At 60.4% G+C, this 22,380-nt stretch carries 24 protein-coding genes and 1 tRNA gene; 14 read left to right on the forward strand and 11 right to left on the reverse strand.

Annotation, left to right across the window (positions count from 1 at the left end; all coding sequences use genetic code 11):
- Positions 1–30: 30 nt before the first annotated feature.
- Complete coding sequence (locus RAC79_RS08255) at positions 31–330, reverse strand: hypothetical protein (protein WP_162856828.1); 300 nt, start codon at positions 328–330, stop codon at positions 31–33.
- A gap of 348 nt (positions 331–678) precedes the next feature.
- On the opposite strand from RAC79_RS08255, the gene RAC79_RS08260 reads away from it, so the two are divergent.
- Positions 679–1,236 (forward strand): HNH endonuclease, encoded by a 558-nt coding sequence (locus RAC79_RS08260; protein WP_003585610.1) that lies wholly within the window; start codon positions 679–681, stop codon positions 1,234–1,236.
- A 30-nt stretch (positions 1,237–1,266) separates the two neighbouring features.
- Here the strand turns inward: RAC79_RS08260 and RAC79_RS08265 are convergent, their stop codons facing one another.
- Positions 1,267–1,782: a disulfide bond formation protein B gene (locus tag RAC79_RS08265; protein WP_078053374.1), complete on the reverse strand. Its 516-nt coding sequence runs from the start codon at positions 1,780–1,782 to the stop codon at positions 1,267–1,269.
- A gap of 267 nt (positions 1,783–2,049) precedes the next feature.
- A tRNA-Leu gene (locus tag RAC79_RS08270) sits at positions 2,050–2,134 on the reverse strand.
- Positions 2,135–2,430: 296 nt separating this feature from the next.
- Here RAC79_RS08270 and uppQ point away from each other — a divergent pair.
- The gene (uppQ, locus tag RAC79_RS08275) at positions 2,431–3,066 is read left to right on the forward strand and encodes a polysaccharide biosynthesis GNAT family N-acetyltransferase UppQ (protein WP_142844720.1); all 636 of its coding nucleotides are present in this window, start codon (positions 2,431–2,433) and stop codon (positions 3,064–3,066) included.
- Positions 3,067–3,121: 55 nt separating this feature from the next.
- Here uppQ and RAC79_RS08280 read toward each other — a convergent pair whose 3' ends face one another.
- The 5 genes from RAC79_RS08280 to secA form a co-directional block, all read right to left on the reverse strand.
- Positions 3,122–4,393, reverse strand: coding sequence for a GNAT family N-acetyltransferase (locus RAC79_RS08280; RefSeq protein ID WP_065657099.1), 1,272 nt, complete (start codon positions 4,391–4,393; stop codon positions 3,122–3,124).
- Between the two features lie 8 nt (positions 4,394–4,401).
- Positions 4,402–5,817 carry a Wzx-type polysaccharide biosynthesis protein UppV gene (uppV, locus tag RAC79_RS08285; protein ID WP_174039977.1) on the reverse strand — a complete coding sequence of 472 codons (1,416 nt, stop codon included), beginning with the start codon at positions 5,815–5,817 and terminating at the stop codon, positions 4,402–4,404.
- 57 nt (positions 5,818–5,874) lie between these two features.
- Entirely contained in the window at positions 5,875–7,077 is a 1,203-nt protein-coding gene (gene mdoC, locus RAC79_RS08290) for a glucans biosynthesis protein MdoC (protein WP_080857402.1), read from the reverse strand.
- A gap of 81 nt (positions 7,078–7,158) precedes the next feature.
- Complete coding sequence (locus RAC79_RS08295) at positions 7,159–8,052, reverse strand: DMT family transporter (protein WP_174039975.1); 894 nt, start codon at positions 8,050–8,052, stop codon at positions 7,159–7,161.
- Positions 8,053–8,187: 135 nt separating this feature from the next.
- A complete protein-coding gene (secA, locus tag RAC79_RS08300) occupies positions 8,188–10,905 on the reverse strand; it encodes a preprotein translocase subunit SecA (RefSeq protein WP_174039974.1) in 2,718 nt (905 codons plus the stop codon).
- 242 nt (positions 10,906–11,147) lie between these two features.
- Between secA and RAC79_RS08305 the strand changes: the two genes are divergently transcribed.
- The 6 genes from RAC79_RS08305 to RAC79_RS08330 all read left to right on the forward strand — a co-directional run bounded on the left by RAC79_RS08305 (position 11,148) and on the right by RAC79_RS08330 (position 15,312).
- Positions 11,148–12,011 (forward strand): peptidylprolyl isomerase, encoded by an 864-nt coding sequence (locus RAC79_RS08305; protein WP_035237262.1) that lies wholly within the window; start codon positions 11,148–11,150, stop codon positions 12,009–12,011.
- A gap of 85 nt (positions 12,012–12,096) precedes the next feature.
- The gene (gene argJ / locus RAC79_RS08310; RefSeq protein WP_065657289.1) at positions 12,097–13,338 is read left to right on the forward strand and encodes a bifunctional glutamate N-acetyltransferase/amino-acid acetyltransferase ArgJ; all 1,242 of its coding nucleotides are present in this window, start codon (positions 12,097–12,099) and stop codon (positions 13,336–13,338) included.
- 18 nt (positions 13,339–13,356) lie between these two features.
- The gene (locus RAC79_RS08315) at positions 13,357–14,133 is read left to right on the forward strand and encodes an N-acetyltransferase (RefSeq protein ID WP_065657103.1); all 777 of its coding nucleotides are present in this window, start codon (positions 13,357–13,359) and stop codon (positions 14,131–14,133) included.
- The gene (gene mutT, locus RAC79_RS08320; protein ID WP_003522547.1) at positions 14,130–14,543 is read left to right on the forward strand and encodes an 8-oxo-dGTP diphosphatase MutT; all 414 of its coding nucleotides are present in this window, start codon (positions 14,130–14,132) and stop codon (positions 14,541–14,543) included. Before RAC79_RS08315 ends, mutT begins: the two co-directional genes overlap by 4 nt.
- A gap of 171 nt (positions 14,544–14,714) precedes the next feature.
- Positions 14,715–15,029, forward strand: coding sequence for a hypothetical protein (locus tag RAC79_RS08325; protein ID WP_065657104.1), 315 nt, complete (start codon positions 14,715–14,717; stop codon positions 15,027–15,029).
- 94 nt (positions 15,030–15,123) lie between these two features.
- Positions 15,124–15,312, forward strand: a complete 189-nt coding sequence (locus RAC79_RS08330; RefSeq protein WP_065657290.1) for a Flp family type IVb pilin — start codon at positions 15,124–15,126, stop codon at positions 15,310–15,312.
- An 18-nt stretch (positions 15,313–15,330) separates the two neighbouring features.
- Here the strand turns inward: RAC79_RS08330 and RAC79_RS08335 are convergent, their stop codons facing one another.
- A complete protein-coding gene (locus RAC79_RS08335) occupies positions 15,331–16,212 on the reverse strand; it encodes a methyltransferase domain-containing protein (protein WP_142844714.1) in 882 nt (293 codons plus the stop codon).
- Positions 16,213–16,355: 143 nt separating this feature from the next.
- Here RAC79_RS08335 and RAC79_RS08340 point away from each other — a divergent pair, with 143 nt between their 5' ends.
- The 4 genes from RAC79_RS08340 to RAC79_RS08355 are packed head-to-tail and all read left to right on the forward strand — an operon-like array spanning position 16,356 to position 18,780.
- A complete protein-coding gene (locus tag RAC79_RS08340) occupies positions 16,356–17,147 on the forward strand; it encodes a ComF family protein (RefSeq protein ID WP_020809607.1) in 792 nt (263 codons plus the stop codon).
- A 60-nt stretch (positions 17,148–17,207) separates the two neighbouring features.
- Positions 17,208–17,462, forward strand: a complete 255-nt coding sequence (gene grxC, locus RAC79_RS08345; protein WP_003522552.1) for a glutaredoxin 3 — start codon at positions 17,208–17,210, stop codon at positions 17,460–17,462.
- Positions 17,463–17,494: 32 nt separating this feature from the next.
- The gene (locus RAC79_RS08350) at positions 17,495–18,355 is read left to right on the forward strand and encodes a carbon-nitrogen hydrolase family protein (RefSeq protein ID WP_142844712.1); all 861 of its coding nucleotides are present in this window, start codon (positions 17,495–17,497) and stop codon (positions 18,353–18,355) included.
- A complete protein-coding gene (locus RAC79_RS08355; protein WP_003522554.1) occupies positions 18,352–18,780 on the forward strand; it encodes a DUF1178 family protein in 429 nt (142 codons plus the stop codon). The genes RAC79_RS08350 and RAC79_RS08355 overlap by 4 nt, the downstream gene beginning before the upstream one ends.
- A gap of 38 nt (positions 18,781–18,818) precedes the next feature.
- On the opposite strand, the gene ubiG is transcribed toward RAC79_RS08355, so the two are convergent.
- Positions 18,819–19,571 carry a bifunctional 2-polyprenyl-6-hydroxyphenol methylase/3-demethylubiquinol 3-O-methyltransferase UbiG gene (gene ubiG, locus RAC79_RS08360; protein ID WP_065657110.1) on the reverse strand — a complete coding sequence of 251 codons (753 nt, stop codon included), beginning with the start codon at positions 19,569–19,571 and terminating at the stop codon, positions 18,819–18,821.
- Between the two features lie 257 nt (positions 19,572–19,828).
- Between ubiG and RAC79_RS08365 the strand changes: the two genes are divergently transcribed.
- The gene (locus RAC79_RS08365; RefSeq protein WP_174039973.1) at positions 19,829–20,626 is read left to right on the forward strand and encodes an SH3 domain-containing protein; all 798 of its coding nucleotides are present in this window, start codon (positions 19,829–19,831) and stop codon (positions 20,624–20,626) included.
- Between the two features lie 66 nt (positions 20,627–20,692).
- Here the strand turns inward: RAC79_RS08365 and RAC79_RS08370 are convergent, their stop codons facing one another.
- Positions 20,693–20,950, reverse strand: coding sequence for a DUF2934 domain-containing protein (locus tag RAC79_RS08370; protein WP_080857395.1), 258 nt, complete (start codon positions 20,948–20,950; stop codon positions 20,693–20,695).
- A 284-nt stretch (positions 20,951–21,234) separates the two neighbouring features.
- On the opposite strand from RAC79_RS08370, the gene RAC79_RS08375 reads away from it, so the two are divergent.
- The gene (locus RAC79_RS08375; RefSeq protein WP_374996966.1) at positions 21,235–22,305 is read left to right on the forward strand and encodes an enoyl-CoA hydratase/isomerase family protein; all 1,071 of its coding nucleotides are present in this window, start codon (positions 21,235–21,237) and stop codon (positions 22,303–22,305) included.
- Positions 22,306–22,380: the final 75 nt, after the last annotated feature.

Consider the following 22,380-nt stretch of genomic DNA (forward strand, 5'->3'; position numbering starts at 1 on the left):
CTGAAAACAGCCGGAAAGCCGGGTTCGCGCTCACCTGCAGCGGGTCCTGCCCTCGGTGTCGACAATACAGGTCTGCTGCGGGACAGCCCGCCTGAGTTCACGCCGGGTCTCGGGGGAGGCGCGGCTTGCCGGCGGCCGGTCGTAATTTCGGTAAACTTCGAAATTGCGCCCGCCGATCGTTCCCTGCGCTCCGCCGCGGCCATCCGGCGTCACTTCGAAATTCTGATATTGCTGGGCGTGGGCGCCCACGGAGAGGAAGATCATGGCGGTCAGGACGCCGGCCGCCAGACCGCCCCGCAATGCTGCTGCTTGCTGCCTGCCCAACCTCATGACCGTTCCTCCATTGACGGAAATGATGAATGCCGCCGCCGCACATTTGCCATGCCCGGCGCGCATTGATTTTCCAGTCGTCCGTCGGGGGTAATCATATCACCGATAGTGCATCCGGTGTGAGAAGGATTTGTGCCTGGCGAAGGCCCGAATCGCCTTCCTGCCGCATCGGCCAGCGGTGTCACAGCGCCAGGAGGTGTCCCGTGCCGTTCGATCGTCAGGAATGCGAAAAAGGCCATTCTGCGGCTCAAAAATTAAGCTCTTCGCCGCTGCATTTATAGGCTTCACAATCCTGTAACAACGGACCTAATATACAAGTGCAGATGCCGAATCGCTCAGGAGAAGCCCTTGACGATTGCAGTTTCACCACAGGCCCTGCCGGCGCTCGTTCTGAACGCAGACTACAGGCCACTGAGTTATTATCCCTTGTCGTTATGGTCCTGGCAGGACGCGATCAAGGCCGTCTTTCTAGACCGTGTGAACATCATTGCAGAATATGATCACGCGGTGTCGTCCCCCAGCTTTTCCATGCGGCTGCCGAGCGTCGTCAGCCTCAAGACCTATGTGCAGCCCACCCGCAACCCCGCCTTCACCCGCTTCAACGTTTTCCTTCGGGACAAGTTCGAATGCCAGTATTGCGGCACGCGGGACGAATTGACCTTCGACCATGTGATTCCCCGCGCGCATGGCGGTGAAACCACCTGGCACAATGTCGTTGCGGCGTGCTCTCCCTGCAACCTTAAAAAAGGCAGCAAGCTTCCCAAGCAGGCGGGCATGTTCCCGGCGCAGAAGCCCTTCCAGCCGACGGTTCAGGATCTGCACAATAACGGGCGGCTGTTCCCGCCCAATTATCTGCACGAAAGCTGGATGGACTATCTTTACTGGGATACCGAGCTGCAGCCCTGATCTTTCGAGGACTGCAACGCGGTTTTCCGCTTACCGGCTTTTACGGCTCGCGCCAAAAAAGGCGACTGCCGCAAGTGCAACGCTTGCAATGACATTCCAGCCCGCAAAGGAAAGGCCGAGCACCCGCAAGGCAGCGTCGTTGCAGGAGGGGGCCTTGATGGCGTTCAGATTGCCCAGCAGATCGCCGGCATTGGTGGTGATGGAAGGCGCCCCGGTTGCGCAGGTGATCGGCCCTTCCCAGAAACCCCATTCCACACCGGCGTGATAAACGCCGAGCCCGGCGCCGATCAGCATCGCCACGCCGATAAGGGCAAGCAGCAGCCGGGTGATCTGGACCGGCAATTTGAAGACGCTGGTCGCAATGGCCAATATGCCCAGCGGAATCGCGTAATAATAGGGATCGCGCTGCAGCAGGCACAGCGCGCAGGGCGTATAACCGCCAATATGCTGGAAACCGAGGGCGGAGCCGACGGTGAAGATCATTCCCGCCGTGACGCCGAGAGCGGCGAGCGTGCGGCTATTGTCGGCGGTGGTCGCATTGGCCATGTTGTTTTCCTCAAACTTCGCGAAGAAGCAGATATCCCGGACGGGCTTTCAAAAAGGCGGGCGTGATGGCGAAATTAAGTCGCCGGTCTTCACGGGGTGTAACGGGATTCGTCTAATCGAGTCCGCCGCATCTGGCAAATGAAAGCCCGGTAATACTCGGAGGCGCGGAAGCAAAGTTTCGTGAGCTTTTCGGCGGCGTGAGACCGTCGAAGAGTTCACTGACGCATGCTGGTCAAAGCTTAGAGAAATCAATGCGCTTTTAGGAAATGGTACCCCAAGCCGGGATCGAACCAGCACTCCTTTCGGAACCGCATTTTGAGTGCGGCGCGTCTACCAATTCCGCCATTGGGGCAACGGTGGTAATGCCACGGCGTCTATCATGCTCAAGGCCATGCGTGCAACCCCAAAGCTGACTTATCCTTTTTGAATTGCGCGTGTTTGCGCGTGCGGTTTTCCGTCTTTGCCGGGCCGCCGATCAAAATATTGCGAAGGGTGGCTGTGCCGGATCGCGACACCTGCAGTTGCGGCATTAGGGTAATATTAGGTACCTCTAATAAATTAGAATATACGCAATTACTAATTGAATTATGATGTCAGGGTGGAGTTTCCACGCGGGGCGGGAATGGCCAAACTCATAGGGAGGAAATTATGAGGGCTTTTTCTCGCAATTTATTACTGTCCGCCTGCCTGATCCTGCCGATCAACGCCCATGCGCTGGATATCGGGATCGGTGGCGAGAATGGGGTTAACGCCAGTGTTGGCGATAATGGCAGCGGCGGGCTTGGGGTCGATGCCTCCGTTGGCGGCAGCAGTGGCGTTAACGCCAGTGCGGATGTCGGCGGCAGGAGCGGCGGCGGGCTGGGTGCGGATGTCAACGCATCGGTCGGCGGCAGCAGTGGGGTCAATGCGGATGTCAATGCATCCGTCGGCGGTTCCAGTGGCGTCAATGCCGGTGTGAACGCTTCCGTTGGCGGCTCGGATGGCATCAATGCCAATGTCGGGGCCAATGTGGGGGGCTCGAGCGGTGTCGGTCTCGGCGTTGGCGTCGGTATCGGCGGCTCCGGTTCGACCGGCACGCCCGGAAATCCCGGCGGCAGCACCACCAGTCCCGGCGGCTCGGGCACGGTGTCTCCGGGCGCGATGCGCAATGCCCTGCAAGCCTATAACGATATGTCGCGGACCGAGCAGATCAAGCTCGCCCGCCGTTGTGTCGATATTCTGGGCGGCGGATACGATGCGGCGCTGACGAAACTGTGCAAGATGATCCGGACGGCCTCGCGCTGAAGCAGGCTTTGCCCGTGTCAGAAAACTTCGAAGGGCGCCACTGGCGCCCTTCGGATCAATTGCCCTTGCGTCCAAAGGACAGGATTTTCTGCCGCAGGCTGCGGGCGAGATTGCGGGTGTTGCGGTACATGTCCACCTGCGTGGAAACCTGCCGCACGTCCCGGTCGCTGTTCTGGGCAAGCCCGACGACCAGCGTACCCATTTCCTGACGTTCCTGCCAGAAGCGGCTCATGATCGGATGATCGGGCACGGCGCAGCTGTCGCTGCGCAGAATATTGGCATCGTCCAGATGCCAGTCGGTCAGTTTCTGCACGAGCAGCTTGCCGGGAGAAAATTGCGCATAGCTCTCGTCGAAAGCGGTCTTCCACGTATAGGCCTCGCCCGCCGTGATGAACACCACCATGGAGGCGATGGCGCTGCCATTGAGATCGATGGTGTGGATACGCACTGCATCCGCTTCGGCCAGATTGGTGATCGCCTCGCGGGCGAAGGCGGCGCGATAACGGTCGTTGACCAGCGCGGTGCGTTTGCGGCCTTTCCAGCCGCTCGCCTCCAGCGCCAGAAACTCCTCCATGCGGTAACGCACGTCCGCTGGCTGCCGGGTAACGGTATAGGAGAGGGCCCCAAGTTTTTCGAGCTGCCGCCACTGCCTGTTCATTTCGCGCAAATGGTGCGGCGCAAGGGCGTTTCGCAGATAGGCCCTGCCATCGAGAAGGCTCTCCAGCATCGGCCGGTAATAATTGCCCGTCGTCGTCACCGGCAGGTTGCGGCTGAGCGCGATGGCTTTGAACATTCGGGCAAACGGCCCTTCCAGCCGAATGTCCGGCAGAACCAGAACATTCGGCAGACGCATGTTGCTGTCGGAAAGCGCATCGAAAAGATTGTCGAGGGTTTCGGCAGCGCCCTCGGTGTCGACCAGCGGCGTGCCGAGCGGCCCGAATGGATTGGCCCAGACGCGAATGATGGAGGGACCGATGGAAAAGCCCGGCTTTTCCACGGTAAAGGGCATCAGGAAGCGCATGCGGCTTCTGGCGCCATTCTCATCGCGAATGAGGGCGAAGCGCACGGACTTGTCCTCGATGCGCGGCATGGCGGGCGCGAGAAGCCTTCCGGTGAAGAAGACATTCGCCTCCATGACGCGGTTGGACAGAAAGTCGAGTTCTTCCTGCATGTCATAACCGAGCTGACCCGGATAGATGCAGAATTCCCGGCCATCGCGGCCCACGCGTCGGCTGCTGTCGGCCACGGGGCGGTCACGCTCCGCAGACGCCATCAGTGCCGCGATGCGCGGGTCCTGAAAATCCGGATTCTTTGGATCGCTGGACATGCTTATCGTTACACCGCCTTCCCAGTGTTTTGACCCGCCCGGGGATCGTTGAAGGCAAAAAGGACGATCCCGAGTGTGCGGCGAATGGCAATATGCAATAGCACAGCTTCTATGCACATGGCTATCGCCACCGCTGCTGCTGCCCCTGCCAGACCATAGACCGGAATGAGCGCCATGTTGAGTGCAATGTTGCAACCGAAGATAATAATATAAAGCACGACGCACAATTTTTGTTTGCCGGCCATGTTCAGCAATGTTTCCCCCGGGCCGATCAGCGCCTTGGCGAGGAAACCGGCGAAAAGGAAGAACATCAGCTCATAACCCTCAACGAAGCCGGGACCGAACAGCGACAGCAGGAACGGGCCGGCCAGAAGCACCACGCTGCCGACGCCGAGCGATGGCCAGAAGGCCCAGCGCGCTGCCTGGCTGGCGAAACCGGCGAGCCCCTGCCGGTCATTGGCCGACATGAGGGCGGCCAGGCGCGGGGCGGCGGCCGCCTGCACCGAGAAAAACACGAATTGCATCAGCACGATGGTCTTTGCCGCGGCAAAATAGATGCCCACCTGATCCGGCGGCAGATAAAGCCCGACGATCACCACATCGGAATTGGTCATCAGAAAACCGATGCCGTCGATCAGGAACATCGGGAAGGCAAACCTTATCCAGTGGCGGAAATGCACCCTGCGGACCGTGCTGCGGAAATGCCGGTTAAGCCTGCGGTTCATGAAGGCGAAATGGAAAAGCGTGGTGACATAGGTGGCAAGAAGGGCCGTCAGCATGGCCGTCGTTGCGGTCTTTTCCGCGCCGAGACCGATTGCCACCAGCATGAACAGCAGGATCAGCACCGGGCGAACGATATAGGTGGGGCTGAGTGCGGAGACCGCCCAGCCATTGGCGCGCGCGGTGCCGTTCAGCACATCGCCCAGCGCCACCATCGGCAGGGTGAAAAGCGCGAGCGACACGGGAATGAGATAATAGGAGGCGATGCGCTCGCCGAAGAAATACAGGAAAACGAAACCGAAAATCGCAAGCGCGCTGGCCGAAAGCATGGCGAAGACCCGCGCCGTCGAGGTCAGCCCCATGATCTTGTCATGGGCATCTTCCAGACGATAGCCGGGTAAAAAGCGGATGACGGTGGTGTGAAAACCGAGACAGGAAAGATTGCCGAACAGGATCACCAGAACCCAGACGAAGGCGAACAGGCCATATTCGAATTCGCCCATCAGGCGGGCAAGAATGATCTGGGAAATGAAGGCTATACCGGCGCTGACGATACGCACCGCAAACGCAACCAGCGCCATGCGCTGCGCGCGGGAGACCTCATCCCCGCCGGAAAGAACAACGGCGACTTTCGCTACCAGCGGCGAAAGCTTCGCGCGCAGGCCTGCGGGTAAGGCTTTTTCCGCCGTGTTGAGGATAGCCATGATCCACACGCCATCATTTCCAGTTGAATAGGCAGGCCGATCATACGCGCTTCATCCTTAACGAAGGGTTTGGGACGCGCCGGCTTGTGTGCCAATATCGTCCGCCACGCGTGGCTTGCGAATGCCGTTGAACAGGAAAAGGGCGAGCGGGCTGAGGCGTATCGCCTGATGCAGCATATAGGCCGCCGTCGTGGTGGCCGCGACGATGATGGTGAATTCCAGGATGGGCGGCAGCGCAATGAGGATGAAGAGCGTCCCGAACGCGTAGATCAGCGGATGGTGGAACAGGTAGATGGTGAAGGACGCATCCGTCATGCGTCTGGCAAGCCGGCTCGGCCTGTCGAAATAGCGGCAGGCGAGGTCTATCAACAGACGGCTTGCCGTCACCGCCGCAATTGTCGACACCAGCACCAGCAGGGCCGAATTCGAAAAGGGATGTTGCAGGCGCAGGGTCACCGCCGTCGCGATGGCGCCCACCGCGATGACGCCGGTGAGAAGGCCCGTCTGGCGAAAGCGGTGAAAGAGGGCGCGGTCACGGTGCAGCAGCGCGCCAATGAGGAAGAATGGCAGGTAACGCGCATAGGGATCGGAAGCGCGTTCATAGAGAAAAAAGAGGCCGCTTCCGCTCTTTGCTGCAAGCTGGCCGGATCCGTAGATCATCAATTCCCACACAACAGGTACGAGGCAGAGCATTGCGAAAAACAGGGAGGTATGCCACTGCCGCAGGCTGCCGAACCAATCTCTCACATAGGCTACTGGCGGACGTTCCAAGAGAAACAGCAGGCCGGCAAGCAGGATCGAATAGAAGATAAGGGCCGGCAGGAACCATAGATGCATGATCCACTGTTCGCTCGGGCGCAGCAGGCCGGGCAGGCTCTCAAGCAGCCGGTCGGCCGGGATATCGCCTTTGGCGACGCGGGCCAGTTGCAGCAGGAAAAGCTGTGATGGCCCGAGCAGAAGGACCGCGATGATAAAGGGCACGCCGAGGCGCAGGAAACGCTGTCTCAGCCAGCGCATCTTGCCCTTCTTGCCGATGACCATCGTGGAAAAATAGCCGGCCACCAGAAAGAATGCCGGCATGCGGAAGGTGACGAGTGCGGAACCCAGCGCGCTCAGAAGCGGGCTGGTGTCGAAATCCTTGATGTCCCATGGCAGGGCATAGCTGTAGAGGAGGGAGGCGTGATAGGGAATGCCGAGCAGCATGAGGAGCGCCCTTAGCGGGTCCCAGTAGTGCTCGTAGTCTGATTTGCCCGGTTGCATTTTTCCCTCGCGCCGCAGGCGCGATCCCGTGTGATCAGCAATGACCAGCACGACTATTGGTGGAAAACGCTAATAAACCCTTCACGCCCCGGAGGGTGTGGGCGGAGCCTTTTTCCTTGGCATGAGATCGAGGACCAGCGCACAGCCCAGAATGATGATGCCGGCGCCGAAAAGCTGGGGAAGCGAAAGCGGCTCATCCAGCACCAGCGCGCCGACGAGGACCGCAACGACGGTCACGGCGAATTCCACGCTGATCGCCCTGGTTGCGCCGATCGAGGAGACAAGCTTGAAATAGGTGATGTAGGTGAGGCCGCTCATGACCACCGCCTGTACGAGAAGATAACCGTAATCGATGAGGCGCGGTGCTCCGGGCAGGGGCACGGCCAGAAGAAGCGGCAATGTCATCAGCCCGCCCGTGAGAAAGGAGCCGATGGTGATTTCCCACGAACCCACGCCCTTGAGATAGCGGCTGGCATAGTTGCTGCCATAGGCGGCGCAGATGCAGGCGGCGAGGGCGGCGGCACAGCCGATGACGAAGCCGGTCGTGACGGGCACGGCGGGGAAGCCGACAAGCAGCAAGATGCCGCTAAAGCCGATGATGAGTCCGGCAAAGCCCTGTTTCGTCAGGCGTTCAAGTCCCCAGACCTGTGAGATGAGCATGGAAAAAAGCGGGATGGTGGCCACCAGAATGGCCGCCATGGCGGTGCCGACCAGCGGCGTCGCATAGGAGAGGCCGATCAACTGTCCCGCGACCGTTGTTGCGCCGACGACGGCGAAGGCGCGCCAGCTCGCGGAAAATGCGAGCTTTCGGCGCGCCGCAATCGCGATCAGAAACAGGGTGACGGCGGTGACCAGCGAACGGAGCGTGACCGCGCCGATCCAGCCGAAGGCCTCGACGACATGCAAAAGCAGCAGGAAGGACATTCCCCACGCGAGTGCGAGAAAAACATAGGCGGCAAAGTCGCGAGGGGCCATGAAAGCTTTTTCCGGAAGACGATCCGGCTCCCATATTGGAAATTGCCGATATCCGTCAACAGCGATCGAGGGGTGCAACGAAAATCGCCCGCAACCGAGGGTGCGGGCGATTTCGTTTGTCTGTCAGCAACTGCCTCAGGCCTGTTCGTAAACGCCGTGGCAGTGCTTGTATTTCTTGCCGGAGCCGCAGGGGCACATTTCGTTGCGGCCGATGCGACCCCAGGTGGCGGGGTTTTCCGGATCGCGATCCTCGGCCGGCACGAAGGCGGCGGGCGCGGCCTGTTGGCCCAGCGCCATTTCGTCTTCGCCCGTATTGGGGTCGAGATGATGCGCCGTCATTTCCGGCAGTTCCGGCTGCTGCGGTTCCTGCTGCACCAGTTCCACGCGCATCAGCTGGGCGGTCACGGCCTCGCGCAGATTGGCGAGCAGCGCCTGGAACAGTTCGAAGGCTTCCGCCTTGTATTCCTGCAGCGGGTCGCGCTGGGCATAACCGCGGAAACCGACGACGGAACGGAGATGGTCGAGGTTGACGATATGTTCGCGCCACAGATGGTCGATCGTCTGAAGAATGACCGAGCGTTCCACATAGGTCATGATCTCGGGGCCGAAACGTTCCGCGCGCTCGGCGGCGTATTTGTCGGCGGCCTCGGTAACACGCTCAAGAATATCGTCCTCAGCGATGCCTTCTTCCTTGGCCCATTCCTCCACCGGCAGGTCGAGGTTGAGGAACTGGGCGATGCCGGCCTTCAGGCCTGCAATATCCCACTGTTCCGCATAGGCATTTTCCGGAATATGCTTGGTGACGAGCGTTTCGATCACTTCATGGCGCATATCGGCTGCGGTTTCGCCGATATTGTCGGCTTCCATCAGCTCGAGGCGCTGTTCGAAGATCACCTTGCGCTGGTCGTTCAGCACGTCGTCATATTTCAGAAGGTTCTTGCGGGTCTCGAAGTTGCGGGCTTCGACCTTCTTCTGGGCGCGTTCCAGCGCCTTGTTGATCCACGGGTGGACGATTGCCTCGCCTTCCTTCAGGCCGAGCTTCTGCAGCATGCTGTCCATACGCTCGGAACCGAAGATGCGCATCAGGTCATCCTGAAGCGACAGGTAGAATTTTGAACGGCCCGGGTCGCCCTGACGGCCGGAACGGCCGCGCAGCTGGTTGTCGATGCGTCGGCTTTCGTGGCGTTCGGTGGCGATGACGTAAAGACCGCCGGCGGCGAGCGCCTTTTCCTTCAGAACTTTGATCTCGGCGCGGATCGCCTGTTCCTTGGCGTCGTGTTCCGGACCGGGTTCGATGCCTTCGAGCTCGCGCTCAAGCCGCATGTCGACGTTACCGCCGAGCTGGATGTCGGTGCCGCGGCCGGCCATATTGGTGGCGATGGTGACCGCACCCGGAACGCCGGCCTGCGAAACGATATAGGCTTCCTGCTCGTGGTAACGGGCGTTCAGGACCTGGAAATCGGAGAAGCCGGACTGACGCAGGAGATGGGCCAGAAGCTCGGATTTTTCGATGGAGGTCGTGCCCACCAGAACCGGCTGGCCGCGTTCATGCGCCGCCTTGATCTCGGTGATGATCGCCTGGAACTTCTCCTCGCCAGTGCGGTAAACCTCGTCGTCCTCGTCGATACGCTGGATCGGCAGGTTGGTCGGCACTTCGATGACGTCGAGGCCGTAAATGTTGCCGAATTCTTCCGCTTCCGTCGCGGCCGTGCCGGTCATGCCGGCCAGCTTTTCGTACATGCGGAAATAATTCTGGAAGGTGACGGAGGAAAGCGTCTGGTTTTCCGGCTGGATCTGCACCTTTTCCTTGGCTTCGAGAGCCTGATGCTGACCTTCGGAATAACGGCGGCCCGGCATCATGCGGCCGGTGAACTCGTCGATGATGACGATTTCGTCGTTGCGGACGATATAGTCCTTGTCGCGGGTAAAGAGCTTGTGGGCCTTCAGCGCATTGTTGATGTGGTGAACGATGGCGACGTTTTCGACGTCGTAAAGCGATTCGCCCTTCAGCAGTCCCGCCTGCCGCAGCAGGTTCTCGAGCTTCTCGGTGCCGTCTTCGGAGAAGTTGGCCGAGCGCTGCTTTTCATCGATTTCGTAATCTTCCGGCGTCAGCAGCGGAATGAAGGCGTCGATGGTGTTGTAAAGGTCGGAACGGTCGTCCAGCGGGCCGGAAATGATGAGCGGCGTGCGCGCCTCGTCGACCAGGATGGAGTCGACTTCGTCGACGATCGCGTAGTTGTGGCCGCGCTGAACCATCTGGGCGCGGTCATATTTCATGTTGTCGCGCAGATAATCGAAGCCGAGTTCGTTGTTCGTCGCGTAGGTGATGTCGCACGCATAGGCCTCGCGGCGCTGGTCGTCGTCCAGCCCGTGGACGATCACGCCGGTCGTCAGGCCGAGGAAGCCGTAGAGCCTGCTCATCGTGGCCGCGTCACGCTTGGCGAGATAGTCGTTGACGGTGACGACATGCACGCCCTTGCCGGCAAGGGCGTTGAGGTAGACCGCAAGGGTCGCCACCAGCGTCTTACCTTCACCGGTCTTCATTTCGGCGATAGCGCCTCCATGCAGAATCATGCCGCCGGTCAGCTGCACGTCGAAGGGGCGCATATGCAGAACGCGGCGCGACGCTTCGCGGGCGACGGCGAAAGCCGGGATCAGCAGGTCGTCCAGCGTCTTGCCATCGGCAAGCTGCTGGCGGAACTCAGCGGTCTTGGCCGCCAGCGCTTCGTCGGAGAGCGCCTTGGTGGCTTCTTCCAGCGCATTGATGGCTGCGATCTTGCTTCTATAGGAGCGGACGCGGCGGTCATTTGCCGAACCGAACAACTTGCGGGCTATTCCGCCGAGACTGACCATCTTACTGGCCCTTTCTGAAATTCCGTTTTGCCGGGCGCTTTTCTCCGTCACGCCGATTTCAGCATAAATGACGGACTTCGCCCTTCAACGTATCTGGACGCGAGGTTGCGTGACAGATAAGAGGGGGGGCAAATGATGTCAACGGTTCTGCCCGTTACAGAATGGCCACAATCCGGTGTTTGGAAGTTTTTTCAGAGCCGGAAACCATGTCTGGAGCCGGCATTGTCCCCGAAAGGTTCAAAATGTTGCGCTATAATAAAATTGCGGCTGCGGTGATTGTGGCCACGCTCGGCCTCCAGCTTCCGGCTTTCGCACAGGAAGACAAGGTTGTCGCCAAGGTCGGCGATCTGGAAATCCACCAGTCCGAACTCGACCTCGCCATGAGCAACCTCGACCCGCAGCTCGCGCAGCTTCCCGATGAGCAGAAGAAGGTTGCAGCCCTTTCCGGCGCGATCGACGTCAAGCTTCTGGTGAAGAACGCCAGCGCCGAAGGTCTGGAAAAGACTGAAGATTTCAAGAAGCGCATGGAATTCATCCAGGACCGTGAGCTGCACAACGCCTATTTCCGCAAGCATGTCGTCGATGCCGTTACCGCTGACGAAGTAAAGGCTCGCTACGACAAGGAAGTCGCAGCCCTGCCGCAGGAAGAGGAAATCAAGGCCGCGCACATTCTCGTCGCCAGCGAGGACGAAGCCAAGGACATCATCAAGCAGCTTGATTCGGGCAAGGATTTCGCCGCGCTCGCCAAGGAAAAGTCGACCGATTCCAACAAGGATGACGGCGGCGATCTCGGCTGGTTCGGCAAGGGCCGCATGGTGCCGGAATTCGAAGAAGCCGCTTTCGGCCTCGAAAAGGGCGCCTACACCAAGGCTCCGGTGAAGACCCAGTTCGGCTTCCACGTCATCAAGCTGGAAGACAAGCGCATCGCACCGCCGCCGGCTTTCGAGCAGGTCGAGCCGCAGGTTCGTCAGCTTGTCATGCGTGACAAGTACGTTGCCCTCATCGAGAAGGCAAAGGCCGACCAGAAGATCGAAATCATGGATGAGACGCTGAAGAAGGGCTACGACGAAGCCACGAAGGAACAGCAGGCTCAGCCGCAGCAGTAAAAACAAATGTTACGGGGCGGCTATGGGCCGCCCCGTTTCATCTCAGGCATTCCAGACCCCTTTTCCAGAATTTCAGGCGCTTCCCATGTCCGTTGCCGTTTCTCCGCTCGCTCCGAAATCCTATCCCGACATGCCTGCGCTGCGCGGCGTTCGCATGGCGACGGCCGCCGCCGGCATCAAGTACAAGAACCGCACCGACGTTCTGCTGATGGTGTTCGACAAACCGGCAAGCGTCGCCGGCGTCTTCACCAAATCAAAATGCCCTTCCGCCCCGGTCGATTTCTGCCGCGCCAATCTCGGCGGCGGCGTGGCGCGCGCCGTGGTGGTCAATTCCGGCAATGCCAATGCCTTTACCGGCGTCAAGGGCAAGGCCGCGACCGAATTGACGGCGAAATCCGCCGCCGCTGCCGTTGGTTGCTCCGAGGGCGAGGTCTTCCTGGCATCGACGGGCGTGATCGGTGAGCCGCTGGATGCTTCGAAATTTGCCGGCGTTCTCGGCGACATGAATGTCAGGGCGGAAGCCGATTTCTGGCAGGAAGCCGCCAAGGCGATCATGACGACCGACACCTATCCCAAGGTTTCGACCCGCACCGCCGAGATCGGCGGCGTGATCGTGACGATCAACGGCATTTCCAAGGGTGCTGGCATGATTGCGCCGGATATGGCGACGATGCTCTCTTTCGTGGTGACGGATGCCGATATCGAGCCCGCCGCCCTGCAGTCGCTGCTGTCTGCCGGTGTTGGCCCGACATTCAATTCCGTGACGGTCGATAGCGACACTTCCACCTCCGATACGTTGATGCTGTTTGCGACAGGTGCTGCCGCTGAAGACGGCCAGGTGAAGGTAACGAGCGCCGACGACGAGCGCCTTGCCGGCTTCCGCGCCGCGCTGAACGATCTTCTGAAGGACCTTGCCTTGCAGGTGGTTCGCGATGGTGAAGGCGCGCGCAAGATGGTGGAAGTCACCGTAACGGGTGCGGAAAACGATGCCGCCGCCAAGAAGATTGCCCTTTCCATCGCCAATTCGCCGCTGGTGAAGACCGCGGTTGCCGGCGAAGACGCCAATTGGGGCCGCGTCGTCATGGCCGTCGGCAAGTCCGGCGAAATGGCCGACCGTGACCGCCTCGCCATCTGGTTCGGCGGCGTGCGCGTGGCTGTCAACGGCGAGCGCGACCCGGATTATTCGGAGGCGGAAACCAGCGCGGTGATGCGTCTCGAAGACATTCCGGTGAAGGTGGATATAGGTCTCGGTCAGGGCACTGCCACCGTCTGGACCTGTGACCTGACGAAAGAATATGTTGCGATCAACGGCGACTATCGGAGCTGACCGTTGGAGCCGAAGAGAATGCAGGACAATAAGGCCGTCAATCTGCCGCTGGTTCGCCGTCTGGAAGCCGTCAGCTTCCGGGCATGGCCTGCCTCGTCGGTGATTTATGACGGTAGCTGGCAAATCCGCCTGACGGGCTCGCACCCCTCCAAGCGCATCAACTGCGTGGTGCCGCTCGACCCGTCCGATTACGGAAACAGCGCGGTGCGGCTGGAAAAGGCGCGCAAGCGTTTTGAAGATTTCGGCCGACCGCTGGTGGTGCGCGAAACGACACTGATGCCGCCGCAGCTGAGAGAATTTCTCTCGAATGACGGCTGGTCCGTGTTCGAAGAGGTCACGGTCATGACGGCCGATCTCTCCGGCATGGAGCTGCCCGAAACGCTGGTCAGCCTGCCGAGCCACGATATCGGCCGTTTTGTCGAGGCGAGCATCAAGGTCAGCGATAGCGATCCGGCGCTCCGTCCGGCGATTGCGGAAATCGTCAGCTCCATCAAGCCGGCGCTCGGCCTCTTTATCAATGAGGAAGTGGAAGGCAATCCGCTCGCGACCGTGATCTGCGTGCAGGATAATGACCTTGCCGGCATCATCTCCCTCGATGTCGAAAAGTCGCAGCGTAAAAAGGGCCTCGGCACGCAGGTTTTGTCGTCGGCACTGCGCTGGGCAAGAATCAGCGGCGCAAAAACCGCCTGGCTGCAGGTGGTTTCCACCAATGCGCCGGCGATCGCCCTTTATCAAAAATTCGGGTTCTCCGAGGCCTATCGTTATCGTTACTGGCGCAAGGGAGCCGGCGAATGAGCGAGGCAGGCAAAAAAATCCTGCTGGTCGCCGCCTGCGCCCTTCTCGATCAGGATGGCCGCATTCTTCTGGCGCAGCGTCCGGAAGGCAAGTCGCTTGCGGGCCTGTGGGAATTTCCGGGCGGCAAGGTGGAGCATGGCGAGACGCCGGAGGAAACCCTTGTTCGTGAACTGGACGAGGAGCTGGGTATCAAAACCAAGGTCGCTTGCCTCGCACCGCTGACATTTGCCAGCCACACCTATGAGACCTTTCACCTCCTGATGCCGCTTTATGTGTGCCGCCGTTATGAGGGCATTGCACACGGCCGGGAAGGGCAGGCGATTAAATGGGTGAAGCCGCAGGCACTGCGCGATTACCCCATGCCGCCGGCCGATGAGCCGCTCATCCCCTTCCTGCAGGATTTGCTATAAAATCGGGAAGCCCCCGAGGTCCTCGCGTATTATCCCGTCACAGCTTCGTGAAAATGCCCCGTTTGCAGCGCTTTGCCGTGCCAAAACGGGGCTGTGTTAAGAGATCGTTCAGCACCCTCTGGCAGATTGTTAAGCTAAAGAAGCGGTAAACTGCGCGAGACGAGGTTGCTCATGAACGAGGATTTCTGGAAGACGGTGGAAGGTCGTCACTTGTATTCCCACAAATCCCGTCGCACCGGCGTACTCAATGTGGCGCTGCTTTTCGGCACGGCGGTTATCGCGCTCTCACTCATCGTCACTCCCATGCTTGCCGGAAAATCCTCCACGCGGGTGGCGCAGTTTCCCGATAATTACGACATGATCAGCACGGGCTCCATCAAGAAGACCGATGTGGGCAAGACCTATTCCATCCGTCGCAGCATCACCCAGCCAATGCCGGAAATGCCCTGCGTGGTCAGGGGTTATAGCAACGAGAGCGGTTGCTGATCGTTTACCATCAAAGGTAACGGATTCCTCACATCGCCGACCTACGATGGAGTTGATTTCAACAGGGCAGATGCCGGTTGTCGCAACGCACCGGATGGCGGATGGGGAATATCCTGTGCTGCATTTTTTTATCAATTTTTGCAAAAGCGAAGACGGTGCGACAGCGGTTGAATACGGCTTGATCGCCGGGCTGATTTCCGCCGCCCTCATCGCTGGCGCAGGCAGCATAAGCAGCAATATCAATGCCGTGTTTCAGTTCATCGTAGACACATTGGCGAGTTGAAGCCTTTCGGCTGACCGCTCAGGACAGCTTCACCTCGGTTGTCTTTAAGGCATCGGCGAGCCGCACCTTGGCGGAGCCGGGTTTCAGCGGTTTGTGCTGGCTTTCGTGCGGCGCCCAGCCCGATACATAGATGATGGAAAATGTCGCCCTTATCCGCCCGTCAGGATCGGAATATCGTTCGGCGTAAAGCTCCGCCGCGCGCAGGAAAAAGGCGCGGTTGAGCGGCTTTCTGCTGCGGCTTGCCAGCGGATTGGCCATGCCCATGGCGCGCAGATCGCGCATCAGCGGGAAAATCGAATCGTAACGCACGGTGTAGCTTTCCGCATCGGTCACGGGGAGCGCAAAGCCGGCGCGCTGCAAAAGCGCGCCGACATCGCGGACATCGGCGAAGGGAATGACGCGCGGGCTGGCGCCTCCGGTCAGTTCCGCCTCGGCGGTCAGCAGCACGTCGCGCAGTTCCTGCAGGGTGCCGCTGCCGGGAATGGCGCCGAGAAACAGGCCGTCCGGTTTCAATGCCCGCCGGATCTGGATCAGCGCGCCGGGCGTATCATTGGTCAGATGCAGGGCAAGCGGTGAAACGATGAGGTTGGCGGAGGCCTCCTCGAGCGGCAGATGTTCCATGGAAGCGGCGTCGGGAATATTCGCATCCGTCGCAAAACAGCTCTCGGTTTCGATACGGCGAATGGTATCCACCTTGCCGGTCTCCGCCAGCCGCCGGGCGGTGACGCCGGTGCCGCCGTGAAGTTCGATTGCGGTCTCGAACTGGCGCTCGACGATGGCAAGCCTGTCGGCCAGCTCTTCGGCCGCCATATCGAGAAGAAACAGGGCCTTGTCGTCGCGCCGGTTCCACGCCCGGCGACGGTTTTGTTCGATCAGGGCCTGGTCAAAGAGAATATCCATCATCTTGCCTGCTCGGCCTCAAACGCCTTTGGGATCGGCGGGCCGTATCGTTGGTCTCATGCCGTTTTGGGCACCGTTTTCCCGGTGTCGGGAAGGAACTATCGCTCTCGCAAAGGCACCCGTTCGGCGGTAAAGTCAACCTCATGGGTGCTGGTGAAAGTCTGTTTTCGGGTTTGCTGTCGAAGTCTGCGGCCGTGCCGGCAGCGGCGGGAGACATGTGGCGTGCGGTCTTTCGTATGGTCTACCCGCCAACCTGCGCGGGCTGCACCCGCATGACCGGCGGCGAGGGCGCCTTATGCGCGGATTGCTGGCGGGATGTGGCCTTTATCGATCGCCCTTTTTGCGAGGTTCTGGGCATTCCCTTCGCGCGGGACCACGGAGATGGTTTCGTCAGCGCGCAGGCGATTGCCGAACCGCCGCCTTTTGACCGGCTGCGCGCCGTTGCAAGCCATGAGGGAACCGCCCGCAAGCTGGTGCACCGGCTGAAATATCAGGACCGGACCGATCTCGCCCGCCTGATGGCGCTGTGGATGCTGAGGGCAAGCGACGGAACGGTGGATGCCTGCGATTGCATCGTGCCCGTTCCATTGCATCGCAACCGCTTCCTGCGCCGCCGCTTCAATCAATCCGCCGAGCTGGCGCGGCATCTGGCCAGGGCCTCCGGCAAGCCCTTGCTTGCCGGCACGCTGCTGCGCGTGAAGCCGACAGAGCGGCAGGTGGGGCTTTCCGCACTCGCCCGGCGGGATAATGTGCGCGGCGCTTTCGCGCTCGCACCCGGCCGGGAAACAGATGTTCATGGCAGGCGCGTGGTGCTGGTGGACGACGTCTATACCACTGGTGCGACGGTGGGTGCGGCAAGCCGCGCCCTGCGCAGGGCCGGTGCCGCGGATGTGACGGTTTTGACCTTTGCAATGGCCATTTCCGGGCCTATATGAAACCTGAATGACATGACTTTATCGTGCGTTTTACCGCACGTTTGCGAGGGCTTTGAAAACATGGCACCGGTGACGATCTATACGCGGGATTTTTGTGGTTATTGCGCGCGCGCCAAGGCGCTGCTGGACAGCAAGGGCGTGGATTATGCCGAATATAACGCCACGACGACGCCGGAATACCGGCAGGAAATGATCGAGAAATCCGGCGGAACGACGTTCCCGCAAATCTTCATCAACGGCCAGCACGTGGGCGGTTGCGACGATCTGCACGCGCTGGAGCGCGCCGGTAAACTGGACGCGCTGCTGGCCGCCTGATCGGCCGCGACCTTGCGGGTATGGAGGATGTGATGGTTTTCAAGGCTGCCGCCATTCAGATGCGCTCCGGCGTCGATCCGGCAAGAAACGCCGCCGATATGGAACGGCTGGTGCGTGCGGCTGCGGCCGAGGGCGCCGTTTATGTGCAGACCCCGGAAATGACGGGCGCAATCCAGAAGGACCGGCAGGCGCTGCGTGCGCAACTGCGTGATGACGATGGCGATATCATCGTTGCGACGGCGGCCCGTCTTGCCCGCGAACTCGGCATTCATGTCCATGTCGGCTCCACGGCCATTGCCCGCCCGGATGGCAAGATCGCCAATCGCGGTTTTCTCTTCGCGCCGGATGGTTCGCGCATCTGCAGCTATGACAAGATCCATATGTTCGATGTCGATCTCGACAACGGTGAAAGCTGGCGTGAAAGCGCTGCCTATCAACCCGGCGAAGTGGCGCGTATCGCCGAACTTCCGCTGGGGAAATTCGGCTTCGCAATCTGCTATGACGTCCGTTTCCCGCAGCTGTTCCGCGCGGAAGCGCTGGCAGGTGCGGAGGTTCTGACTGTTCCGGCGGCTTTCACCCGACAGACGGGGGAGGCGCATTGGGAAATCCTGCTGCGTGCCCGCGCCATCGAAAACGGCGCTTTCGTCATCGCCGCCGCGCAGGCCGGCGTGCATGAGGACGGGCGGGAGACCTTCGGCCATTCCATCATCATCGACCCATGGGGCAAGGTTCTGGCCGTTGCCGGCGGCGCTGGCGAAGAGATCATCTTCGCCGAGATCGATACCTCGCTGGTGGCTGCCGCGCGCGGAAAAATTCCCAATCTCCGCAATGCCCGCGAGTTCGGTCTGGATACGGTTATTCCCCTGAAACCTGCCGGAGGTGAAGCGGCGTGATCCGTTATGCGCTGGCCTGTGAAAAGGGCCATGAGTTCGAAGGCTGGTTTGCCGGCAGCGACGATTTCGACGATCAGTTGCAGCGCGGTTTCCTGTCCTGTCCTGTCTGCAATTCCGTGCAGGTCTCCAAGCTTTTGATGGCGCCTTCGGTTTCCACCGCCCGCAAGAAAGACGAACGCCAGACGCTGGCCATGGATACTGCCCGAAAAGAGGCGCTTGCAAAAATCCGCGAGGCCGTTGCCAATATCCGCGCCAATGCGGAAGATGTCGGCGATAAATTTCCCGAAGAAGCCCGCAAGATCCACTATGGCGAAGCGGATGAGCGCGGCATCATCGGCAATGCCTCGGCGCAGGACGCCAAGGCCCTCCTGGACGAAGGTATCGAGATCGCGCCGCTGCCGGTGCTGCCTGACGACGTCAACTGAACTTCTTTAGGACGACCTCACTCAAATAGCGTCCGGGATTACCCCTGCGCCGGCCGCTTCGCCAGCATCATGTAGTTGACATCCATATCCGGCGAAAGATTCCAGCGATCCTGCAGCACGTTGTAGAAGACGCCGGTGCGGTGGACGATATCCATGCCGCTCGCCACCAGCGGCCGCTCGAGCTCTTCCGGGCGAACGAGCTTTTCATACTGGTGGGTGCCGCGCGGCAGCCAGCGCAGCACATTTTCGGCGGCAAAGATCGCCAGTGCCCGGGCTTTGAGCGTGCGGTTGATGGTGGCGGCGAACATCAGGCCGCCGGGGCGCACCATTTTCGCGCAGGTGGTGACGAAGAGATCGACATTGGCCACATGCTCGACCACCTCCATGTTGAGGATGACGTCGAAGGTTTCGCCGGCTTCCTGCAACTGCTCGGCAGTCACGGCGCGGTAATCGACGCTGACCCCGCTTTCGCGGGCATGGGTGGAGGCGATGCCGATATTCTTTTCCGAGGGATCGGCGCCCACCACATCCGCGCCCATGCGTGCAACGGGTTCGGAGAGAAGGCCACCACCGCAGCCGATATCCAGTATGCGCAGCCCTTCCAGCGGGCGGTGCGCCTTCGGGTCGCGGCCGAAATTATCGCAGATGCGGTTGCGGATATATTCGAGCCGCACCGGATTGAACTTGTGCAGCGGGCGGAACTTGCCGGTCGGGCTCCACCACTCCGCAGCCATCGCGGAGAAGCGATCCACTTCGCTCTGGTCGACGGTCGTCTGTGCGGTTTCGCTCATGGTTCTGCTCCATATTGCTGTTGCATTGAAGTCGGATGATTGCCCCCCGAAGTCAAGACCGGCGGTCCACTCCGGCGGCGATTTATCGGGCGCTGATTGCCGCAGGTGGAACTGATTGGATGCCTCATTTGTTTCATGCTGCGTTCATGCAGAACCGCGTATTTTCCGGTCGTGGCAGTATGTGGAACGCATACTGGTCCATCGAACAGGGTGGATGCCGACAAGGGCAAAGCGGGCCTTTGCTTGAGGAGAAAGAAGTGAAGAAAAAACTATTTGGCGCAATTGCGCTGGTGGCCATGCTCGCCGCGCCGGCACTTGCCGAAGCTGCGACGCGGGGTTTCGCCACCGCGAATGTGAATATGCGCTCCGGCCCGAGCACGGCTTATCCGGCCGTCGTGGTCATTCCGAATGGTGCGCCGCTCACCGTGCACGGTTGCCTTTCTGATACGCCGTGGTGCGATGTTTCCTTCGTGGGCGGCCGCGGCTGGGTGGCCGGGCGTTATATCGCCACGACCTACCGGCAGAACCGGGTTTATGTGGAACCGCGTTACTACCGCGATCTCGGCGTGCCGGTGATCACCTTCGAAGTCGGCCGTTATTGGGACCGCTATTATCGTGACCGCGACTTCTACCGCGAGCGCGACCGCTGGCGCCGTCCGCCGCCGTCCGGCGGGTACTGGAACGCCCCGCCTCCGAGCGCCGGATGGGATCGTCCGCGTCCGCGTGACGAGTGGCGTGACGGACGCCGGGACGACTGGCGTGATGGTCGCCGCGACGAGTGGCGTGATCCCCGTCAGGGTGGCCCGAATGACGGACGCTGGGAACGTCGCTACGGCGACTGGAACCAGGGTGATAGAAATCAGGACAGGCCGCGTCGCGACGACGACCGCCGCCGCTGGGAAGATGAAAACCGCGACCGCAATGGCCAGCAGAACCAGGATGAAGGCCAGCGTCGCCCAGAGCGTCGCCAGTGGGATGACACGCGCCGTGCGCCTGCCGGGGAAAATTTCCGCGATGGCTGCCGGATCGGCGATCCGGGTTGTGACCCGCGCTAAACAGACAAAGCCCGGCATGATTGTCGGGCTTTTTCTTTTATGGCTTCAGTTGAGCTTTACGAGCCGTTATTTCGCGGCGGCAGCCTTGCGGGCACGGGCCTTGGGTTTTGCCGGGGCTTGCGCATCCGGTGCGGCTTCCACAGCGGCGGCCTTGGGAGCGGCCTTCTTGCGCGTTGCGGGTTTCGTCGCTTCCGATGTCTTCAGCAGCGAAAATTCATGCTTGGCCTGTTCCCAATGGTGCGCGTCGCGCCCATGGGGGTGGCCTTCCTTTTCCCAGAGTGTATATGCCCGTTTACTGATCCATTCGTGTTCCGAAACCTGCATGCTCGTCTCCCGTTGCTGTTTACAGCGCCTATGAGAAGGCGACATTCCGCTTTGGTCCGGCACACGCTCGACAGGAATCAATGCCGGCATTTCCAGAACCCATTACATGCCATGATTTTCCGGGCGTCAAGCAAACATGCTGCATTGCGAAAACGGATTTCCGGCATTTTCTGCCCGTTAAAGCGGTTTGAGCGAAAGACGTTCCCGCGGAACAAGATCAACGTTGCGTGATCGCGCCCGGCCCGCCAAGATGGTCGGATGAATGGGCAGCGGAGGAGGCGGTCTTGGAACAGAGAACGGAAGCGGATGAGCAGGTCATCGTCGAAAAACGGGGAGGGGCAGGCATCATCCGCCTCAACCGCCCGAAGGCCATCAACAGCCTGACCTTGCCGATGGTGCGCGACCTGTTTCAGGCGCTCCAGCGTTTCGAAGAGGATGCCGATATTTCCTGTGTGGTCCTTACAGGGGAAGGCGACAGGGGGCTTTGCGCCGGGGGCGATGTCCGCATCATTCACGACCTCGGCAAGGCGGGCGATCCGCAGGTGCTTGATTTCTGGCGGGAAGAATTTCCGCTCAATTATCGCATCGCCCGCTTCGGCAAACCCTACATTGCGCTGATGGACGGCATCGTCATGGGCGGCGGTGTCGGCATTTCAGCCCATGGCAGCCACCGCATCGTCACGGAACGCACAAAACTCGCCATGCCGGAAACCGGCATCGGTTACTTCCCGGATGTCGGCGGCTCCTGGCTTTTGCCACGGGCGCCGGGCGAATGCGGCACCTGGCTTGGGTTAACGGGCAATGTCGTTACCGCTGCCGATGCCATCTATGCCGGTTTTGCCGATTATCTTGTTCCTTCGGACCGTCTCGACGGGTTGGTCCAAGATCTGTCGCAAGCGGCGGATACGGACAGCATCGAGACGGCAATTGCGGCGCACGCAGTCGAGGCTGGTGAAGGCGTTTTATCCATAAATCGGGAGATCATCGACGCGACATTCCGTTTCGACACGGTCGAGGAGATTGTCGCCGCACTTTCGGCGCGCCAGGATGCGTTTTCGCGCGAGACCCTTGAGGTCCTGCAAAAACGCTCCCCCACCAGTCTGAAACTGACCCTGAAGCTGCTGCGTCTCGGCCGGGAAAGCGCGAGCCTCATCGAATGCCTGGAGCGGGAATTTGCCGCCGGTACGGAAATATTGCGCCAGCATGATTTTTACGAAGGCGTGCGTGCTGCGCTGGTCGACAAGGATCGCAATCCCCGCTGGCAACCGGCACGGCTGGAGGAGGTGAGGGAGGAGGACCTTGCGCCTTATTTTGCCGCGCACTCCGGCAATCTGTTTCCCGATCATCGTCTTTAGGTCGGCGCAAAAGAAATCCGGCTTCTTGCCGTATATGAAATCATCGCCTTTGGAGTCGATATTCTTTGGGTGAAA

Source organism: Agrobacterium sp. LR_9 (assembly GCF_041954855.1).
Classification (GTDB): Bacteria; Pseudomonadota; Alphaproteobacteria; order Rhizobiales; family Rhizobiaceae; genus Agrobacterium; species Agrobacterium leguminum.